General features: G+C 70.2%; 14 protein-coding genes. 8 read left to right on the top strand and 6 right to left on the bottom strand.

The features are described 5' to 3' along the window. The first annotated feature begins 57 nt into the window (after positions 1 to 57). From lspA to ACIQI8_RS11490, 5 genes are all read left to right on the top strand, one after another. Positions 58 to 660 (top strand): signal peptidase II, encoded by a 603-nt coding sequence (lspA, locus tag ACIQI8_RS11510; protein ID WP_402347572.1) that lies wholly within the window; start codon positions 58 to 60, stop codon positions 658 to 660. 73 nt (positions 661 to 733) lie between these two features. Further along, entirely contained in the window at positions 734 to 1,678 is a 945-nt protein-coding gene (locus tag ACIQI8_RS11505) for an RluA family pseudouridine synthase (protein ID WP_402347569.1), read from the top strand. Next, positions 1,675 to 2,145, top strand: a complete 471-nt coding sequence (locus ACIQI8_RS11500) for a GNAT family N-acetyltransferase (RefSeq protein WP_402347567.1) — start codon at positions 1,675 to 1,677, stop codon at positions 2,143 to 2,145. The genes ACIQI8_RS11505 and ACIQI8_RS11500 overlap by 4 nt, the downstream gene beginning before the upstream one ends. A 98-nt stretch (positions 2,146 to 2,243) precedes the next feature. Next, positions 2,244 to 3,830 carry a Na+/H+ antiporter gene (locus ACIQI8_RS11495; RefSeq protein ID WP_402347565.1) on the top strand — a complete coding sequence of 529 codons (1,587 nt, stop codon included), beginning with the start codon at positions 2,244 to 2,246 and terminating at the stop codon, positions 3,828 to 3,830. 117 nt (positions 3,831 to 3,947) lie between these two features. After that, positions 3,948 to 4,688 (top strand): SDR family NAD(P)-dependent oxidoreductase, encoded by a 741-nt coding sequence (locus ACIQI8_RS11490; protein WP_402347562.1) that lies wholly within the window; start codon positions 3,948 to 3,950, stop codon positions 4,686 to 4,688. A gap of 3 nt (positions 4,689 to 4,691) precedes the next feature. Here the strand turns inward: ACIQI8_RS11490 and ACIQI8_RS11485 are convergent, their stop codons facing one another. Next, on the bottom strand, positions 4,692 to 5,834 hold the full coding sequence (locus ACIQI8_RS11485; RefSeq protein ID WP_402347559.1) for a mechanosensitive ion channel family protein: 1,143 nt from the start codon (positions 5,832 to 5,834) through the stop codon (positions 4,692 to 4,694). A gap of 44 nt (positions 5,835 to 5,878) precedes the next feature. Between ACIQI8_RS11485 and ACIQI8_RS11480 the strand changes: the two genes are divergently transcribed. Next, entirely contained in the window at positions 5,879 to 6,448 is a 570-nt protein-coding gene (locus ACIQI8_RS11480) for a dienelactone hydrolase family protein (protein ID WP_124004285.1), read from the top strand. On the opposite strand, the gene ACIQI8_RS11475 is transcribed toward ACIQI8_RS11480, so the two are convergent. The 4 genes from ACIQI8_RS11475 to ACIQI8_RS11460 form a co-directional block, all read right to left on the bottom strand. After that, positions 6,449 to 8,131, bottom strand: a complete 1,683-nt coding sequence (locus ACIQI8_RS11475; RefSeq protein ID WP_402347555.1) for an alkaline phosphatase D family protein — start codon at positions 8,129 to 8,131, stop codon at positions 6,449 to 6,451. 87 nt (positions 8,132 to 8,218) lie between these two features. Next, positions 8,219 to 9,034, bottom strand: coding sequence for a thioredoxin domain-containing protein (locus tag ACIQI8_RS11470; RefSeq protein WP_402347552.1), 816 nt, complete (start codon positions 9,032 to 9,034; stop codon positions 8,219 to 8,221). A gap of 105 nt (positions 9,035 to 9,139) precedes the next feature. Then, the gene (locus ACIQI8_RS11465) at positions 9,140 to 9,832 is read right to left on the bottom strand and encodes a hypothetical protein (RefSeq protein WP_402347550.1); all 693 of its coding nucleotides are present in this window, start codon (positions 9,830 to 9,832) and stop codon (positions 9,140 to 9,142) included. A gap of 67 nt (positions 9,833 to 9,899) precedes the next feature. Beyond that, positions 9,900 to 11,225 (bottom strand): DUF2252 domain-containing protein, encoded by a 1,326-nt coding sequence (locus ACIQI8_RS11460; protein WP_402347548.1) that lies wholly within the window; start codon positions 11,223 to 11,225, stop codon positions 9,900 to 9,902. A 205-nt stretch (positions 11,226 to 11,430) separates the two neighbouring features. Between ACIQI8_RS11460 and dnaE the strand changes: the two genes are divergently transcribed. Next, positions 11,431 to 14,964, top strand: a complete 3,534-nt coding sequence (gene dnaE, locus ACIQI8_RS11455; RefSeq protein WP_402347545.1) for a DNA polymerase III subunit alpha — start codon at positions 11,431 to 11,433, stop codon at positions 14,962 to 14,964. Positions 14,965 to 15,090: 126 nt separating this feature from the next. Here the strand turns inward: dnaE and ACIQI8_RS11450 are convergent, their stop codons facing one another. After that, complete coding sequence (locus ACIQI8_RS11450; protein WP_401727346.1) at positions 15,091 to 15,255, bottom strand: hypothetical protein; 165 nt, start codon at positions 15,253 to 15,255, stop codon at positions 15,091 to 15,093. 205 nt (positions 15,256 to 15,460) lie between these two features. Between ACIQI8_RS11450 and ACIQI8_RS11445 the strand changes: the two genes are divergently transcribed. Further along, complete coding sequence (locus ACIQI8_RS11445) at positions 15,461 to 16,675, top strand: NYN domain-containing protein (RefSeq protein WP_402347542.1); 1,215 nt, start codon at positions 15,461 to 15,463, stop codon at positions 16,673 to 16,675. Positions 16,676 to 16,718 lie beyond the last annotated feature (43 nt).

The following is a 16,718-nucleotide window of genomic DNA, read 5'->3' as shown; positions in this document are numbered from 1 at the left end:
TGCCGGGAGGCGTGTCGTACCCTCTCCTCAGTCAGGTACCTAGGTTGAGGGACTCACGTGGCAGAGGCGGAGCGCATCATCGGTACGCCGGATACCCCAGAGGCGGCGGGGGCCGAACCGGGCCGGCCGGAGCAGTCGGACCGGCCGGGGCAGAGCGAGGCCACGCGACCCAGGGGCAAGCGCCGTATCGCCGTGCTGTTCGCGGTCGCCACCTTCGCGTACCTGCTGGACCTGGGCAGCAAGCTGCTGGTGGTCGCCAAGCTGGAGCACCACGCGCCGATCGAGATCATCGGGGACTGGCTGAAGTTCGAGGCGATCCGCAACGCGGGCGCGGCCTTCGGCTTCGGTGAGGCCTTCACCGTGATCTTCACGGTGATCGCGGCGGCCGTGATCGTGGTGATCGCCCGGCTCGCCCGCAAGCTCTACAGCCTGCCCTGGGCGATCGCGCTGGGCCTCCTGCTCGGCGGCGCCCTCGGCAACCTCACCGACCGCATCTTCCGCTCGCCGGGCATCTTCGAGGGCGCGGTCGTCGACTTCATCGCGCCCAAGGGCTTCGCCGTCTTCAACCTGGCCGACTCGGCGATCGTGTGCGGCGGCATCCTGATCGTGCTGCTGTCCTTCAAGGGCCTCGACCCGGACGGGACCGTCCACAAGGGCTGAGGGGCCCGAGGGTTCCGGGCGGCCGAGGGCCCGTGTGGACGGGGCTGTCGGTGGTGTCCGGCATACTCGACGGGTGAGCACCGTTCCCGATATCCGTACCCTGCCCGTGCCCGACGGCCTGGAGGGCGAGCGTGTCGACGCCGCCATCTCCCGCATGTTCGGCTTCTCCCGTACGAAGGCCGCCGAGCTGGCCGCGGCGGGGAAGGTCACGGTCGACGGCTCGGTGGTCGGGAAGTCCGAGCGGGTGCACGGCGGGGCCTGGCTCGAGGTCGAGATGCCGCAGGCGCCCGCGCCGGTGCAGATCGTCGCCGAGCCGGTCGAGGGCATGGAGATCGTGTACGACGACGACGACGTCGTCGTGATCGACAAGCCGGTCGGTGTCGCCGCGCATCCGTCGCCCGGCTGGACCGGGACGACGGTCATCGGCGGGCTCGCCGCGGCCGGCTACCGGATCTCCACCTCCGGCGCCGCCGAGCGCCAGGGCATCGTGCACCGCCTCGACGTGGGCACCTCCGGTCTGATGGCGGTCGCCAAGTCGGAGCGCGCGTACACCTCGCTCAAGCGTCAGTTCAAGGAGCGCACGGTCGACAAGCGCTACCACACGCTCGTGCAGGGCCACCCGGACCCGACCAGCGGCACGATCGACGCGCCCATCGGCCGGCACCCCAACCACGACTACAAGTGGGCGGTCACCGCCGAGGGCAAGCCCTCCGTCACGCACTACGACCTCATCGAGGCGTTCCGCGCGGCCTCCCTCCTCGACGTGAAGCTGGAGACCGGCCGCACCCACCAGATCCGCGTCCACATGGCCGCCCACCGCCACCCCTGCGTCGGCGACCTCACCTACGGCGCCGACCCGACGCTCGCCAAGCGCCTCGGCCTGACCCGCCAGTGGCTGCACGCCGTGCGTCTTGGCTTCGAGCACCCCGGGGACGGCGAGTGGGTGGAGTTCGCCAGCGAGTACCCGGCCGACCTCCAGCAGGCTCTCGACCAGGTCCGCGAGGAGACGTACGGATGAGCACGCGCGCGTACGAGGTGCGGGTTGCCGAGGATCCCGCCGACCGGGAGGCCTGCTTCCGGGTCCGCAAGGACGTCTTCGTAGGCGAGCAGGGCGTGCCCGAGGACCTGGAGTACGACGAGTACGACGCCGTGGCCGTGCATGTGCTGGCCGTGCGTGAGGACGGGGTGCCGCTCGGCACCGGACGGCTGCTGCACGGCGAGCAGGCCGCGGAGAAGACCGGCGGAGACCTGTCGCTGGGGTCCCTGGGACGGCTCGCGGTGACCAAGGACGCACGCGGTCTCGGCGTAGGGGTCGCGCTGGTGCGGGCCATCGAGGACGCGGCACGCGCGCGGGGGCTCGCGGCGGTGGACCTGCACGCGCAGACGCACGCGCTGGGATTTTACGAACGGTTGGGGTACGAGGCGTACGGGCCGGAGTACCCGGAGGCGGGCATCCCGCACCGGGCGATGCGGCGCACTCTGTAGCGGAGAGCGCCGAACGCGCTGGTGAGGGCGGTGGCGTGGCACGCTTGGGGCCTGCTGTCCGTCCGTCCACCTGTTCCTACCTGTTCGGAGCGCTGACCGTGGATCAGTTGGCCCTGCTGTTCGTGCTGTTGCTCGGGGCCCTGGTGAGCGTCCCGGTGGGGGACCGGTTCGGGCTGCCGGCGCCCGTGCTGATGACGTTGTTCGGGATCGTGCTCGCGATCGCCGACTTCGTCCCGAACGTGAACATCCCGCCCGAGCTGATCCTGCCCGGGCTGCTGCCGCCCCTGCTGTACGCGGCCGTGCGGCGCACTTCCTGGCGGCAGTTCACGGCCAACATCCGGCCGATCTTCCTGCTGGCGGTCGCCCTGGTGTTCGTCACGACCGCCGTCGTGGCCGCCGTGGCGAGCGCGATCGTGCCCGGGCTGCCGATCGCCGCCGCCGTGGCCCTGGGCGCGCTGGTCGCCCCGCCCGACCCCGTCGCCGCCACCGCCGTGGCCGGTCAACTCGGGCTGCCCCGGCGCCTGGTGTCGATCCTGGAGGGCGAGGGCCTCTTCAACGACGTGACGGCGATCGTGCTCTACCACGTGGCGATCGCCGCCGCCGTGAGCGGCAGCTTCTCGCCCTGGCGGGCCGGGCTCGACCTCGTCCTGTCCGCCGTGGTCGCGCTCGCCGTCGGGCTCGTGCTCGGCTGGGGCGCGAACAAGCTGATGGACCTGCTGGACGACCCGACCCTGCAGATCGGCATGACCCTGCTCGTGCCGTACGCCTCCTACGTGCTCGCGGAGGAGCTGCACGGCTCGGGGGTGCTCGCGGTGCTCACCACCGCGCTGTTCCTCGCCGAGTACGCGACCGACGCCGACGACGTGATGACCCGGCTCGCCGGACACACCTTCTGGAACGTCGTCGACACGCTCGTCACGGGCGTCGCGTTCGGGCTGATCGGCCTCGAACTGCACAACGCGATCCGGACCGCGTCCGGCCGGTGGGGCGAGATGCTGGGCTGGGCCGCGGCGATCGTCGGCGTGGTGGTATTCGTACGGCTGGCCTGGCTGTTGCCCGCGACCTGGCTCACCAAACGGCTGCATGCCAAGCGCGACCAGGACGAGGACATCCCGACCACCTGGCGGGAGACCGTCGTCATGTGGTGGTCGGGGATGCGGGGCGTGGCCTCGGTCGCGCTGGCGCTGGCGATCCCGCTCAAGACCGAGGACGGCTCGCCCTTCCCGGACCGCGACGAGATGGTCTTCATCGCGTTCGGCGTGATCATGGTCACCCTGGTGCTCCAGGGCCTGACCCTGCCCTGGCTCGTGAAGCGGCTGGGGGTGAAGGCCGACACGGAGCGGGAGAAGGACTTCGAGCGGGCACTCGCCGTGCGGGCGGCCAAGGCGGCCAAGGCGCGGTTGAAGGAGATCGAGAAGGACGAGGAGCTGCCGGAGGAGCTGTCCGAGCAGATGCTGCGGCGGGCCTTCGAGATCGGCGTGCGGATCAGCCCCGACATGGGGGACGAGGAGCGGCGGGAGGCGCACGAGCAGCGGGTGCGGCGGCTCAAGCGGGCGCGGCGCATCCAGGGGGAGATGTTGAGCGCCGCGCGCCACGAGGTGCTCGCGGCGCGCAGCGAGCCGGGCGCGGATCCGGAGATCGTGGACCGGGTGTTGCGCCATCTCGACGTGCGCAGCCTGCGCTGACGTTCGCCCTTCCGTACGTGCGCCGTCCGGGCCGACCGACGCGATCCCGTACGTGCGCCGCCGAGCGGACTTCGCCGTTCCGCACCGACGGCGCTCGGAGGTTCGTACGATCGGATCATGACGCGCAATGTGGTGATCAGCGGCGGAGGCACGGGGATCGGGCTCGCGGCGGCGCGGGCGTTCGCGGCGGACGGGGATCAGGTGCTGCTGCTCGGGCGGCGGGCCGAGGTGCTGGAGAAGGCGGGCGTGCCGGGGGCGTTGGCCTTCGCCGCCGATCTCGCCGAGCCGGCCGAGGTGCGGCGGGTCGCCGCCTTCGTGGAGCGGGAGCTCGGGACCGTGGACGTACTGATCCACAGTGCCGGAGGCACCGGGCAGTTGGAGCCGGCCGCCGACAGCGAGGATCCGCTCGACCGGGTCGCGCACAACTGGACCGTCAACTTCCGGATCAACACCCTGACCGCGGCCCTGCTCACCGAGGCCCTCAAGGACCGGCTCGCCTCACCGGGCGGACGGGTCCTGTTCGTCAGCTCCATCGCCGCCTACCGGGGGTCCGGCAGCGGGGCGTACGCGGGCGCCAAGGCCGCGCTGCACCCGTACGCGCATGACCTGGCCCGGGAGCTCGGGCCGCGCGGGATCACCGCGAACGTGGTCGCGCCGGGCTACATCGAGGACACCGAGTTCTTCGGCGCGCAGATCGACCCGGCCCGGCGCGAGCGGCTCATCGGGGACACGCTGAACAAGCGGGCCGGTACGCCGGGCGATGTCGCCGTGACCCTGCACTGGCTCGCCTCCACGGGCGCCGGGCACGTCACCTCGCAAGTCGTCCAGGTCAACGGCGGGGCCGAGCGCGGGCAGTGAGCCTCAGCCGCGGCCCGTGCGCGGCGGTTCGTGGGCGCGGCGGGTGGCCGCGACACCCTCGGCGCCGTCACGGGCCCCGTCGCCCGAACCGTTCGGGGAAGCGGCGCTGCCCGGTGGCAGGACCGCGTCGGCCGTGTTGACCCGGGGCAGTGCGTAGGGGTGCTTCTCGCTCAGCCAGCGGATCATCTGCTCGCGGACCGTGACCCGGACCGTCCAGATGTCGTCGGCGTCCTTGGCGGTCACCAGGGCCCTCACCTGAAGGGTGTTCGGCGTGGCGTCGGTGACGGCGACGCCGTAGTCGCGGCCGTCCCAGGCCGCGCACTCGCGCAGGATGTCCCGCAGCTTCTCCCGCATCAGCTCCACCGGCGCCGAGTGGTCGAGGTGCCAGTAGACGATGCCGGTCATCTGGGTGCCGCCGCGCGACCAGTTCTCGAACGGCTTCGACGTGAAGTACGAGACCGGCATGGTGATCCGGCGCTCGTCCCAGGTCCGCACCGCCAGGAACGTCAGCGTGATCTCCTCGACCGTGCCCCACTCGCCGTCGACGACGACGGTGTCCCCGATGCGCACCATGTCGCCGAAGGCGATCTGCAGCCCGGCGAAGAGGTTGGCGAGCGTGGACTGGGCGGCGACACCGGCGACGATGCCGAGGATGCCGGCCGAGGCCAGCAGGGAGGCACCCGCCGCGCGCATCGCCGGGAACGTCAGCAGCATCGCGGCCACCGCCACCACACCGACGATCGCGGCCACCACCCGCGTGATCAACGTCACCTGGGTCCGCACCCGCCGGACCCGGGCCGGATCGCGGTGCACGCGTGCGTACCGCGCGTACGACGACTCCACGATCGCCGCCGCGATCCGGACCATCAGCCACGCCGTCGCGCCGATCAGCACCAGGGTCAGCGTCTGGCCGATGCCGGCCCGGTGCTTCTCCAGCAGCCGTGCCTGGTCGTAGGAGCCTCTGAGCATCGCGGCGCACAGCACGAGCTGGTAGGGCACCCGGCCGCGGCGCAGCAGGCCCCACAACGAGGTGTGCTCAAACTGTTCGTCCGCCTTGCGCAGCAGCAGGTCGGTGACCCAGCCGATGAGCAGGGTCAGCACGACCGAGCCGCCGATGACGATCAACGGACGCAGTACGTTCTCCATGCCTGGGAACCTAACCGGCTGCGCGCGGCTGACACCATGACCCCATGAACATCGTGCTCTTTCACTCCACGTACGGGCTCAGGCCGGCCGTGCGCGCGGCGGCCGACCGGCTGCGGGCAGCGGGCCATGTGGTCTGGACGCCGGATCTCTTCGGGGAACGTACATTCGAAACCGTCGAGGAGGGCATGGCCTTCAACGAGGAGATCGGCAAGGACGAGTTGCTCAAGCGGGCCGTGCTGGCCGCCGCGCCCTACTCGGAGCGGGGTCTTGTGTACGCCGGGTTCTCGCTCGGCGCCTCCGTCGCGCAGACCCTGGCGCTCGGTGACGAGAAGGCGCGCGGGCTGCTGCTCCTGCACGGCACCTCGGACCTCGCGCCGGGCGTCACCGTCGACGGCCTGCCGGTCCAGCTGCACGTGGCCGAGCCGGACCCGTTCGAGACGGACGACTGGCTGAGCGCCTGGTACCTGCAGATGGGCCGCGCGGGCGCCGACGTGGAGATCTACCGGTACGCCGGGGCCGGCCACCTCTACACCGACCCCGACCTGCCGGACTACGACGAGGAGGCCGCCGAGGCCACCTGGCGGGTGGCCCTCGGCTTCCTCGACAGCCTGTAGCTACACCGGGTCGTAGGTCCGCTCGACCTTCTGGGTGCCGCTGCGCGTGCGGTACGAGCGTGCCCAGGACGAGGTCGCCGTCGTGGTGGTGCGGTCGGACAGGACGTAGTAGTCCATCTGCGCGCGGTCGGCGGTGATGTCCAGGACGCCGTAGCCGTGGCGGTCGGTGTCGACCCAGTGGACGTGCCGGTTGGCCAGCTGGATGACCGGCGCGGCTATCGCGGAGACCGTGCCCTCGGGGACCTTCACCATGTCGTCGAGGTTGTCGGAGGTCACCGAGGTGACCACGAACTCGGTGGCGGCGGAGGCGGACAGCGGGTACGTGCCGGCGTCCACCGGCACGTCGTTGGCCCACGCCATGTGGATGTCACCGGTCAGGAAGACGGTGTTGCGGATCGCGTTGGCGCGCAGGTGCGCCAGGAGTTCGCGCCGGTCGTCGGTGTAGCCGTCCCACTGGTCGGTGTTGAGGGCGATGCCCTCCTGCGGCAGGCCGAGCAGCTTGGCGAGCGGTTTGAGCAGGTCGGCGGAGAGCGAGCCGATGGCGAACGGCGAGATCATCACCGAGTTGCCGACCAGCCGCCAGGTGGTGTCGGAGGCCTTCAACCCGGCCTTCAGCCAGTCGAGTTGGGCCCGGCCCGTGAGTGTCCGGTCCGGGTCGTCCACCGCCCCGCTCGCGGTGGACGCCTGCTGCGAGCGGAACGAGCGCAGGTCCAGCAGCGAGAGGTCGGCGAGCCTGCCGAAGCGCAGCCGGCGGTAGGTGGTGCCGGCGATCGCCGGGCGGACCGGCATCCACTCGAAGTAGGCCTGCTTGGCGGCCGCCTGCCGGGCCGACCAGGTGCCCTCGGCGCCCTCGGTGTGGTTCTCTGCGCCGCCCGACCAGGCGTCGTTGGCGAACTCGTGGTCGTCCCAGATCGCGATGACCGGCGCCTTCGCGTGCAGGGCCCGCAGATCCGGGTCGGTCTTGTACTTGCCGTGCCGGGTGCGGTAGTCGGCGAGCGTGATGATCTCGTTCGCCGGCGCGTGCGGCCGCACGACGGTACCGCGGGTCCCGTACTCCCCGGTCTTGTACTCGTAGAGGTAGTCCCCCAGGTGCAGCCAGGCGTCCAGGTCGCCACGGGCCGCGAGATGGCGGTACGAGGAGAAGTAGCCGGCCTCCCAGTTGGCGCAGGAGACCACGCCGAAGCGCAGACCGGACACGCTCGCGTCGGCCGCGGGCGCGGTCCGGGTGCGGGCGACGGGGGAGTCGGTGCCGCCGGCGGAGAAGCGGAACCAGTAGTCGGTGGCGGGCGCGAGACCGCGGATGTCCGCCTTGACGGTGTGGTCGGAGGCGGCACTCGCGGTGAGGGAGCCCTTGGCGACGACGTTCGTCAGCCCCTTGTCGGTGGCGACGGTCCAGCTGACCTCGGTGTCCGGGCCGAGGCCGGAGCCGGGGGTCGCCTCGGCGGTGGGCGTCACGCGGGTCCACAGGAGGATGCCGTCGGGCAGCGGGTCGCCGGAGGCAAGGCCGTGCAGGAAGGCCGGGGCCTCGGTGGCCGCGCGGGCCGGGAGGGCGGCGGCGAGCGGTCCTGCCAGGACGGCGGTGGCGGCCGCGGCCTTGACGACCGAACGGCGGCGCGGGGAGCGCCGGTCGGGGCGCTCGGTGGTGGAGTCCGCGGGATCGGATGATCTGTGTCGACTGGTCACGGGCGATCAGGTTACTGACCGGTACGACGAAGAGCGGGCGAACTGCCAAAAGTTCGCCCGCTCTTTGACTGGAAGTCGGTTCGGTGACTAGGCCTTCAGGGCGGCGGTGATCGCCGTGTTGAAGTCCGCCACCGTCATCGGCGCGTTGCCCTGGCCGTCGGAACCGGTCAGCGTCTTGCCGTCCATCTTCAGGGTCGGGGTGCCCTGGATGCCGTCCTTGTCGAAGATCTTCGACTCCTCGATCGCCCAGCGGTCGTAGGTGCCGTCCTTCACCGCCTTCTGGAAGGCCGCGTTGCCCTTCAGGGCGGAGACCGTGTCGGCGATCTTGATCAGGTAGGCGTCGTCCTTGAACTTGTCCGTGGTCTCCTCGGGGTGCCACTTCGTGGAGTACATCGCGGTCTTGTACTCCTCGAAGGCCTCGGGGCTGACGTTGAGCGCCGCCCCCAGGGCGCTGAGCGCGTTCTTGGAGCCCTCGCCGCCCAGGTTGCCGTCGAGGAAGGTGGCACCGACGTATTGGATCTTGAACTTGCCGGCGTCCAGGTCCTTCTTGACGGTCGGGCCGACGGTCTGCTCGAACTGGGCGCACACCGGGCAGCGCGGGTCCTCGTACATGACCAGGGTCTTTTTGGCGGTGCTCTTGCCGAGGGTGATGACCGTGCCGTTCGTGCCCGTGGTGTTGGCCGGCTTGACGAGCTTGTCGTCCTTCGCGGCCTCCCAGTAGCCGGGCTTGTTGCCCTGCACGACCGCGTAGCTGATGCCGCCGGCTATCGCGAGGACGCCGACGATCGAGCAGGCCACGATGACCTGCCGCTTGATCTTGGCGCGCTTGGCCTGGCGCTCGCGTTCCTGCCGCAGCCGCTCGCGGGCCTGCGACTTCGCTGCGGCGCTGTTGCGCTTGCTCATGGTGATGTTCTCCGTCTGGGGAGGCGCACACGTCGTGTGCGGAATACGTCATGGGGACGGGTGGTGCTCAGATGCTGTGCGTGCCGAACCGGCGACTCAGGCGACTCAGGCGACAGCGACCGAGCACGGCGGTCCACGCCGTCCCAGGGAGTGCACGAGGATCCGGTCGAGTGCGGAGGCCGTACGGCGTACGGGGGGCCGGGGCAGGCGGGTGCGCGGGGCCCGGCGCACGGTGACCGCGGCGACCGCCAGCAGCAGCGGGCGGAACGTCGTCGCGGCGACCGCCGCCAGCAGCTGGTCCAGCGCCCGCTCGCCGCGGCGCAGCCAGGCCGCCGCGAGCATCCCGACGCCGATGTGCGCGCCGAGCAGCAGCCAGGCGGTGACGGGGTCGGCGTGCGCGAGCAGCGCGGTGACGTGGCCGGGGTCGGTGCCGGTCACGCGGGCCAGCGGGGCGCCGACCTGGGTGCCGTTGCCGCAGAGCACGTCCCAGCCGACGGAGCGCAGGGGGCCGGCGACCGGGCCGCCCGCGGGGCCGTAGCAGACGTGCTGACCGGTGGTGAACACCGTGTCGGCGGCCAGCTCCAGCGGGATCAGCAGGGCGGCGATACCGGCGAAGCCGCGCTCCCGGCCGGCCAGGGCGTAGGCGACCGCGAACACGGCGGCGGCGACCGCGGCCACCGTGTTCAGCGGCAGCGGGACCCGCGACAGCAGCACGTGCGACGCGGTGCTGAGCGTCACGACGAAGGCCGTGAACAGCGCCGCGCGTACGGCTCGTGGCTGGGTCCCGGATATGTCCATAGCGGAGAGAGTGTGTCACGTGGTCCGGTAAGAGACCCCTAAAGGATCCCTGTGAGACCACAGACCGTTAGAGACCCGGAATCCGGCCGTTGCGGAACAGGTCGACGAAGATCTGGTGGTCGTAGCGCGCGCGTGCGCCGTAGTCGTGCGCGAAGGACGTCAGCATGTCCGCGAAGCCGTCCTCGTCGGCCGCGATCGCCGCGTCGATGGCCCGCTCCGTGGAGAACGGCACCAGCGACTCGCCCGAGGTGTCGTCCGCCGCCGCGTGCATGGTGGCCGTGGCCCGCCCCAGGTCGGCGACGACGGCCGCGACCTCCTCCGGGTCGTCGATGTCGCTCCAGTCCAGATCGACCGCGTACGGCGACACCTCGGCGACCAACTGGCCCGCGCCGCCCAGCTCGGTCCAGCCCAGCCACGGGTCCGCGTGCGCCTGCAGGGCGCGCTGGGAGATCACCGTGCGGTGGCCCTCGTGCTGGAAGTAGTCCCGGATCGCCTGGTCGGTGATGTGCCGGGAGACAGCGGGGGTCTGGGCCTGCTTGATGTAGATCACCACATCGTTCTCCAGGGCGTCGCTGTGGCCCTCCAGAAGGATGTTGTACGACGGCAGCCCGGCCGACCCGATGCCGATGCCGCGCCGGCCGACGACGTCCTTGACCCGGTAGGAGTCCGGGCGGGTCAGGGAGGTCTCCGGCAGGGTCTCCAGGTAGCCGTCGAACGCCGCGAGGACCTTGTAGCGGGTGGCCGCGTCCAGCTCGATGGAGCCGCCGCCGGGCGCGAAGCGGCGCTCGAAGTCACGGATCTCCGTCATCGAGTCCAGCAGCTCGAAGCGGGTCAGCGAGCGGGCGGTACGCAGCGCGCCCAGCAGCGGGCCCTCGGCGGTGTCCAGCGTGAAGGGCGGCACCTCGTCGCTCTTGGCACCGGTCGCCAGGGCGTGGATCCGCTCGCGGTACGCGTCCGCGTACACCTCGACCAGTTCGGTGATCTGCTCGTCGCTGAGCGCCTTCGCGTACCCGATCAGCGCGATGGAGGCGGAGAAGCGCTTGAGGTCCCAGGTGAAGGGGCCGACGTAGGCCTCGTCGAAGTCGTTGACGTTGAAGACCAGGCGGCCGTTGGAGTCCATGTACGTGCCGAAGTTCTCCGCGTGCAGGTCGCCGTGGATCCACACGCGCGAGGTGCGCTCGTCCAGGTACGGGCCGCCCCGCCGGTCGCTGTCCACGTCGTGGTAGAAGAGGGCCGCCGTGCCCCGGTAGAAGGCGAAGGCGGAGGCCGCCATCTTGCGGAACTTCACGCGGAACGCGGCCGGGTCGGCGGCCAGGAGCTCGCCGAAGGCGGTGTCGAAGACGGCGAGGATCTCCTCGCCGCGCTGCTCGTCGTTGAGCTTGGGGACCGACATCGCTGGGTGCCTCCTGGTGCATGGATGTGTACGACAGCGTTTCTGTCGTTTCCAACGGGCGACGGGTCGCGGAAGTGCCCGCGACCCTCGCTGTGAAGGTACGCGGGGGAGGGCCGCGAGTGTCAGTGCCGAGGCATAGGATCCGACGTTGTCCCCCCAGACTGCCCGCAGCCTGTCGCCGACCGTTTCCCATGGAGGCCACGCCGTGTCAAAGCCGCCGTTCACGCACCTGCACGTCCACACCCAGTACTCGCTGCTGGACGGTGCCGCGCGGCTGAAGGACATGTTCGACGCGTGCAACGAGATGGGCATGACGCACATCGCGATGAGCGACCACGGCAACCTGCACGGGGCGTACGACTTCTTCCACACCGCGAAGAAGGCGGGGGTCACCCCGATCATCGGCATCGAGGCGTACGTCGCCCCCGAGTCGCGGCGCAACAAGCGCAAGATCCAGTGGGGCCAGCCGCACCAGAAGCGCGACGACGTGTCCGGTTCGGGTGGTTACACGCACAAGACGATCTGGGCGGCCAACTCGACGGGCCTGCACAACCTCTTCCGGCTTTCCTCGGACGCGTACGCCGAGGGCTGGCTGCAGAAGTGGCCCCGGATGGACAAGGAGACCATCTCCCAGTGGTCCGAGGGGCTCATCGCCTCCACCGGCTGCCCCTCCGGCGAACTGCAGACCCGGCTCCGCCTCGGTCAGTACGACGAGGCCCTCAAGGCGGCCGCCGACTACCAGGACATCTTCGGCAAGGACCGCTACTTCCTGGAGCTGATGGACCACGGCATCGACATCGAACACCGGGTCCGCGACGGCCTGCTGGACATCGGCAAGAAGCTCGGCATCCCGCCGCTGGTCACCAACGACTCGCACTACACGTACGCGCACGAGGCGACCGCCCACGACGCCCTGCTGTGCATCCAGACCGGCAAGAACCTCTCCGACCCCGACCGCTTCAAGTTCGACGGCACCGGCTACCACCTGAAGACCACGGACGAGATGTACGCCATCGACTCCTCGGACGCCTGGCAGGAGGGCTGCCGCAACACCCTCCTGGTGGCCGAACAGGTCGACACCGCGGGCATGTTCGAGGCCAAGAACCTCATGCCGAAGTTCGACATCCCCGAGGGCTACACCGAGGTCACCTGGTTCAAGGAGGAGGTCCGCCGCGGCATGAACCGCCGCTTCCCGGGCGGCGTCCCCGAGGACCGGCAGAAGCAGGTCGACTACGAGATGGACGTCATCATCCAGATGGGGTTCCCGGGGTACTTCCTCGTCGTCGCCGACTTCATCATGTGGGCCAAGAAGCAGGGCATCGCGGTCGGTCCGGGCCGTGGTTCGGCGGCCGGTTCGATCGTCGCGTACGCCATGGGCATCACCGACCTCGACCCGATCCCGCACGGTCTGATCTTCGAGCGGTTCCTCAACCCTGAGCGCGTCTCCATGCCCGACGTCGACATCGACTTCGACGAGCGCAGGCGCGTCGAGGTGATCAGGTACGTGACGGAGAAGTACGGCGCCGACAAGGTCGCCATGATCGGCACGTACGGCAAGATCAAGGCGAAGAACGCCATCAAGGACTCCGCGCGCGTGCTGGGTTACCCGTACGCGATGGGCGACCGCCTCACCAAGGCGATGCCCGCCGACGTCCTCGGCAAGGGCATCGACCTCAACGGCATCACCGACCCCTCGCACCCGCGCTACAGCGAGGCGGGCGAGATCCGCGCGATGTACGAGAACGAGCCGGACGTCAAGAAGGTCATCGACACCGCCAAGGGCGTCGAGGGCCTGGTCCGGCAGATGGGCGTGCACGCGGCCGGCGTCATCATGTCCAGCGAGCCCATCGTCGACCACGCCCCGGTGTGGGTGCGGCACACCGACGGCGTCACCATCACGCAGTGGGACTACCCGCAGTGCGAGTCGCTCGGCCTGCTGAAGATGGACTTCCTGGGCCTGCGCAACCTGACGATCATGGACGACGCCGTCAAGATGGTGAAGTCCAACAAGGGCATCGACCTCGACCTGCTGGCCCTGCCGCTCGACGACCCCAAGACCTTCGAACTCCTCCAGCGCGGCGAGACACTGGGCGTCTTCCAGTTCGACGGCGGCCCCATGCGCTCGCTGCTGCGCCTGATGAAGCCCGACAACTTCGAAGACATCTCCGCCGTCTCGGCGCTCTACCGTCCGGGCCCGATGGGCATGGACTCGCACACCAACTACGCGCTGCGCAAGAACAAGCTCCAGGAGATCACCCCGATCCATCCGGAGCTGGAGGAGCCCCTCGAAGAGGTCCTCGCGGTCACCTACGGCCTGATCGTCTACCAGGAGCAGGTGCAGAAGGCCGCCCAGATCATCGCCGGCTACTCGCTCGGCGAGGCCGACATCCTGCGCCGCGTGATGGGCAAGAAGAAGCCCGACGAACTGGCGAAGAACTTCGTCCTGTTCCAGAAGGGCGCCCGCGACAAGGGCTACAGCGACGAGGCGATCCAGGCCCTGTGGGACGTCCTGGTCCCCTTCGCCGGCTACGCGTTCAACAAGGCGCACTCCGCCGCGTACGGCCTGGTCTCGTACTGGACCGCGTACCTCAAGGCCAACTACCCGGCCGAGTACATGGCCGGGCTGCTCACCTCGGTCAAGGACGACAAGGACAAGTCCGCGATCTACCTGAACGAGTGCCGGCGCATGAAGATCAAGGTGCTCCCGCCGAACGTCAACGAGTCGGTGCACAACTTCGCCGCGCAGGGCGACGACGTGATCCTCTTCGGCCTCGAAGCCGTGCGCAACGTCGGTACGAACGTGGTCGAGTCGATCATCAGGAGCCGCAAGGCCAAGGGCAAGTACGCCTCCTTCCCCGACTACCTCGACAAGGTCGAGGCGGTCGCGTGCAACAAGCGGACCACCGAGTCGCTGATCAAGGCCGGCGCCTTCGACACCATGGGACACACCCGCAAGGGCCTCACCGCGCACTTCGACTCGATGATCGACAACGTGGTCGCGGTCAAGCGCAAGGAGGCCGAGGGCCAGTTCGACCTCTTCGGGGGCGGCGAGGAGAGCAGCGAGCCGGGCTTCGGGCTCGACGTGGAGTTCACCACCGACGAGTGGGAGAAGGGCTATCTGCTCGCCCAGGAGCGGGAGATGCTCGGCCTGTACGTCTCCGACCACCCGCTCTTCGGCCTGGAGCACGTGCTGTCCGACAAGGCCGACGCGGGCATCGCCCAGCTCACCGGGGGTGAGCACGCGGACGGCGCGGTCGTCACCATCGGCGGCATCATCTCGGGCCTGCAGCGCAAGATGACCAAGCAGGGCAACGCCTGGGCGATCGCCACCGTCGAGGACCTCGCCGGCTCCATCGAGTGCATGTTCTTCCCCGCGACCTACCAGCTGGTGTCGACCCAACTCGTCGAGGACGCGGTCGTGTTCGTCAAGGGCCGCCTCGACAAGCGCGAGGACGTGCCGCGCCTGGTCGCGATGGAGCTCCAGGTCCCCGACCTGTCGAACGCGGGCACCAACGCGCCGGTGATCCTCACCATCCCGGCCACCCGTGTCACCCCGCCGATGGTCAGCCGCCTCGGTGAGATCCTCAGTCACCACAAGGGCGACAGCGAGGTCCGGATCAAGCTCCAGGGCCCGACGAAGACGACGGTGCTGCGCCTGGACCGGCACCGGGTGAAGCCGGACCCGGCGCTCTTCGGCGACCTGAAGGTGCTGCTCGGACCGTCCTGCCTGGCCGGCTGAGCACGCCGCGTCACGTGAACACGCGTGAGGGGCGCACCCGGTACCGGGTGCGCCCCTTCGTCATGCCTGCACTGCTTGTCGTGCCTGTGCTGCTGTGCCCGGGTCTCAACAACCCGCTGCCAGACGTCAGTTGTGACCGAAGCGCTTCTGCCGGCCCTTGCGCGCGACGTCCGCGGGGGTCACCTGGGATATACGCTGCTCGGCCTGTGCCTCCATCGAAGAGCGTTCGGCCTGCTGCTGACCACGCTCCGCCTGCGGCTGCTTACGGTCCTGTTTCTTGTTCTTGGCCATGGTGATCTACCTCCTGAGGGGGATCTGAGGGGCCAGAGCCGGGACCAGATTCACATAGCCTGACAAAGAACGCATTTCGGATAATTACCGTCTGTGACATGGGGCAACGCCACGCCGAAGATCGAGTTCGGGCCGTTAACCTCCGCGCTGTCGGGCAGACTCGAAGGAAGCCCGAAGCAAACCTCCCGGAAAGAGGGTGGATCGCGTGGACCGCTGCATCGTCCTGGTGGACGCCGGGTATCTGCTGGGGGCCGCCGCGAGTCTGCTCGCCGGGGAACCCTCACGCTCCCGCATCACCGTCGACCACGCCGCCCTCATCCAGGGGCTGCGCGAGCGCGCCGAGTCCGACACCGAGCGCCCGCTGCTGCGCATCTACTGGTTCGACGGCGCCCCCGACCGCGTGCCCCAGCCCGAGCACCGCAGACTGCGTGTGATGCCCCGGGTCACCGTCCGGCTCGGCGCCCTGACCCGCAGCGACGGCCGCTGGGCGCAGAAGGGCGTGGACGCCGCGATGCACGCAGAGCTGACCGAACTGGCCCGCAACCGCGCCTGCTCCGACGTCGTCCTGGTCACCGGTGACGGCGATCTGCTGCCGGGCATGATGGCCGCCAAGGAGCACGGGGTCGCCGTACACCTGTGGGCCGTGCAGGCCGCCGACGGTGACTACAACCAGTCCGAGGACCTGGTCGCCGAGGCCGACGAGCGGCGCGTGCTCGACCGGGCGTGGATCGTCAAGGCCGTACGGGCCAAGGACCTCGGCGGGGTGTGCGCGCCGCCGCCCGTGCCGCGGCCCGAGATCGCCGCGATCCTCTCCGCGCCGCTGCCGGACGCCCCGCTCGCCCCGGCGGCCGAGCGTCCCGAGGAGGAGACCGAGCACGCACCGGCCGCGGCCGGCTCGGAGAACGGCGCGCAGGAGCGGGTGCCCGCGCCCAAGGGGGTGCCGACCCCCAAGGACCTCGCCGCGCTGCGCGCCCCCGGTGCGCAGCCTGACCGGCATCCGGCGAGCGCGACCCTGCGCTGGTCCTCCGACAAAGGCTGGGTCGACCGGCCCGTCGCCGAGGCGCCCGACGCGGCCTCGATGCCGACGCTGGCCCAGCTGACCACGGCGGAGCAGCGGTGGGCCGACCGGGAGGAGGACATCACCACGGTCGGCGGCGACCCCTACGAGGTCGGACAGGTGTTCGCCCGGCGGTGGATGGGACGCCTCGGCGAACAGAGCCAGCTGCAGAAGCTGTCCGGGATGTACCCGCGGGTCCCGCACCGGATCGACGGAGAGCTGCTGCGCTACGCGGCCCGGTTCGGCCTGCTCGCGCACAAGGACGACCAGATCGACGAGCACGACCGGTACGCCATCCGGGCCGGGTTCTGGCGGGAGATCGACGTCCGCACGGCGGCCGAGCACGCCCCCGCCGGCGAGTAGTTCCTTACCGGTGGATGTGCCGTTATGGGCCGACCCGGGAGGG

This window comes from Streptomyces sp. NPDC092369 (assembly GCF_044755245.1).
Lineage (GTDB): Bacteria > Actinomycetota > Actinomycetes > Streptomycetales > Streptomycetaceae > Streptomyces.
Note: the sequence above shows the minus strand (reverse complement) of the source record. Positions and strands in the feature narration are given on the sequence as shown.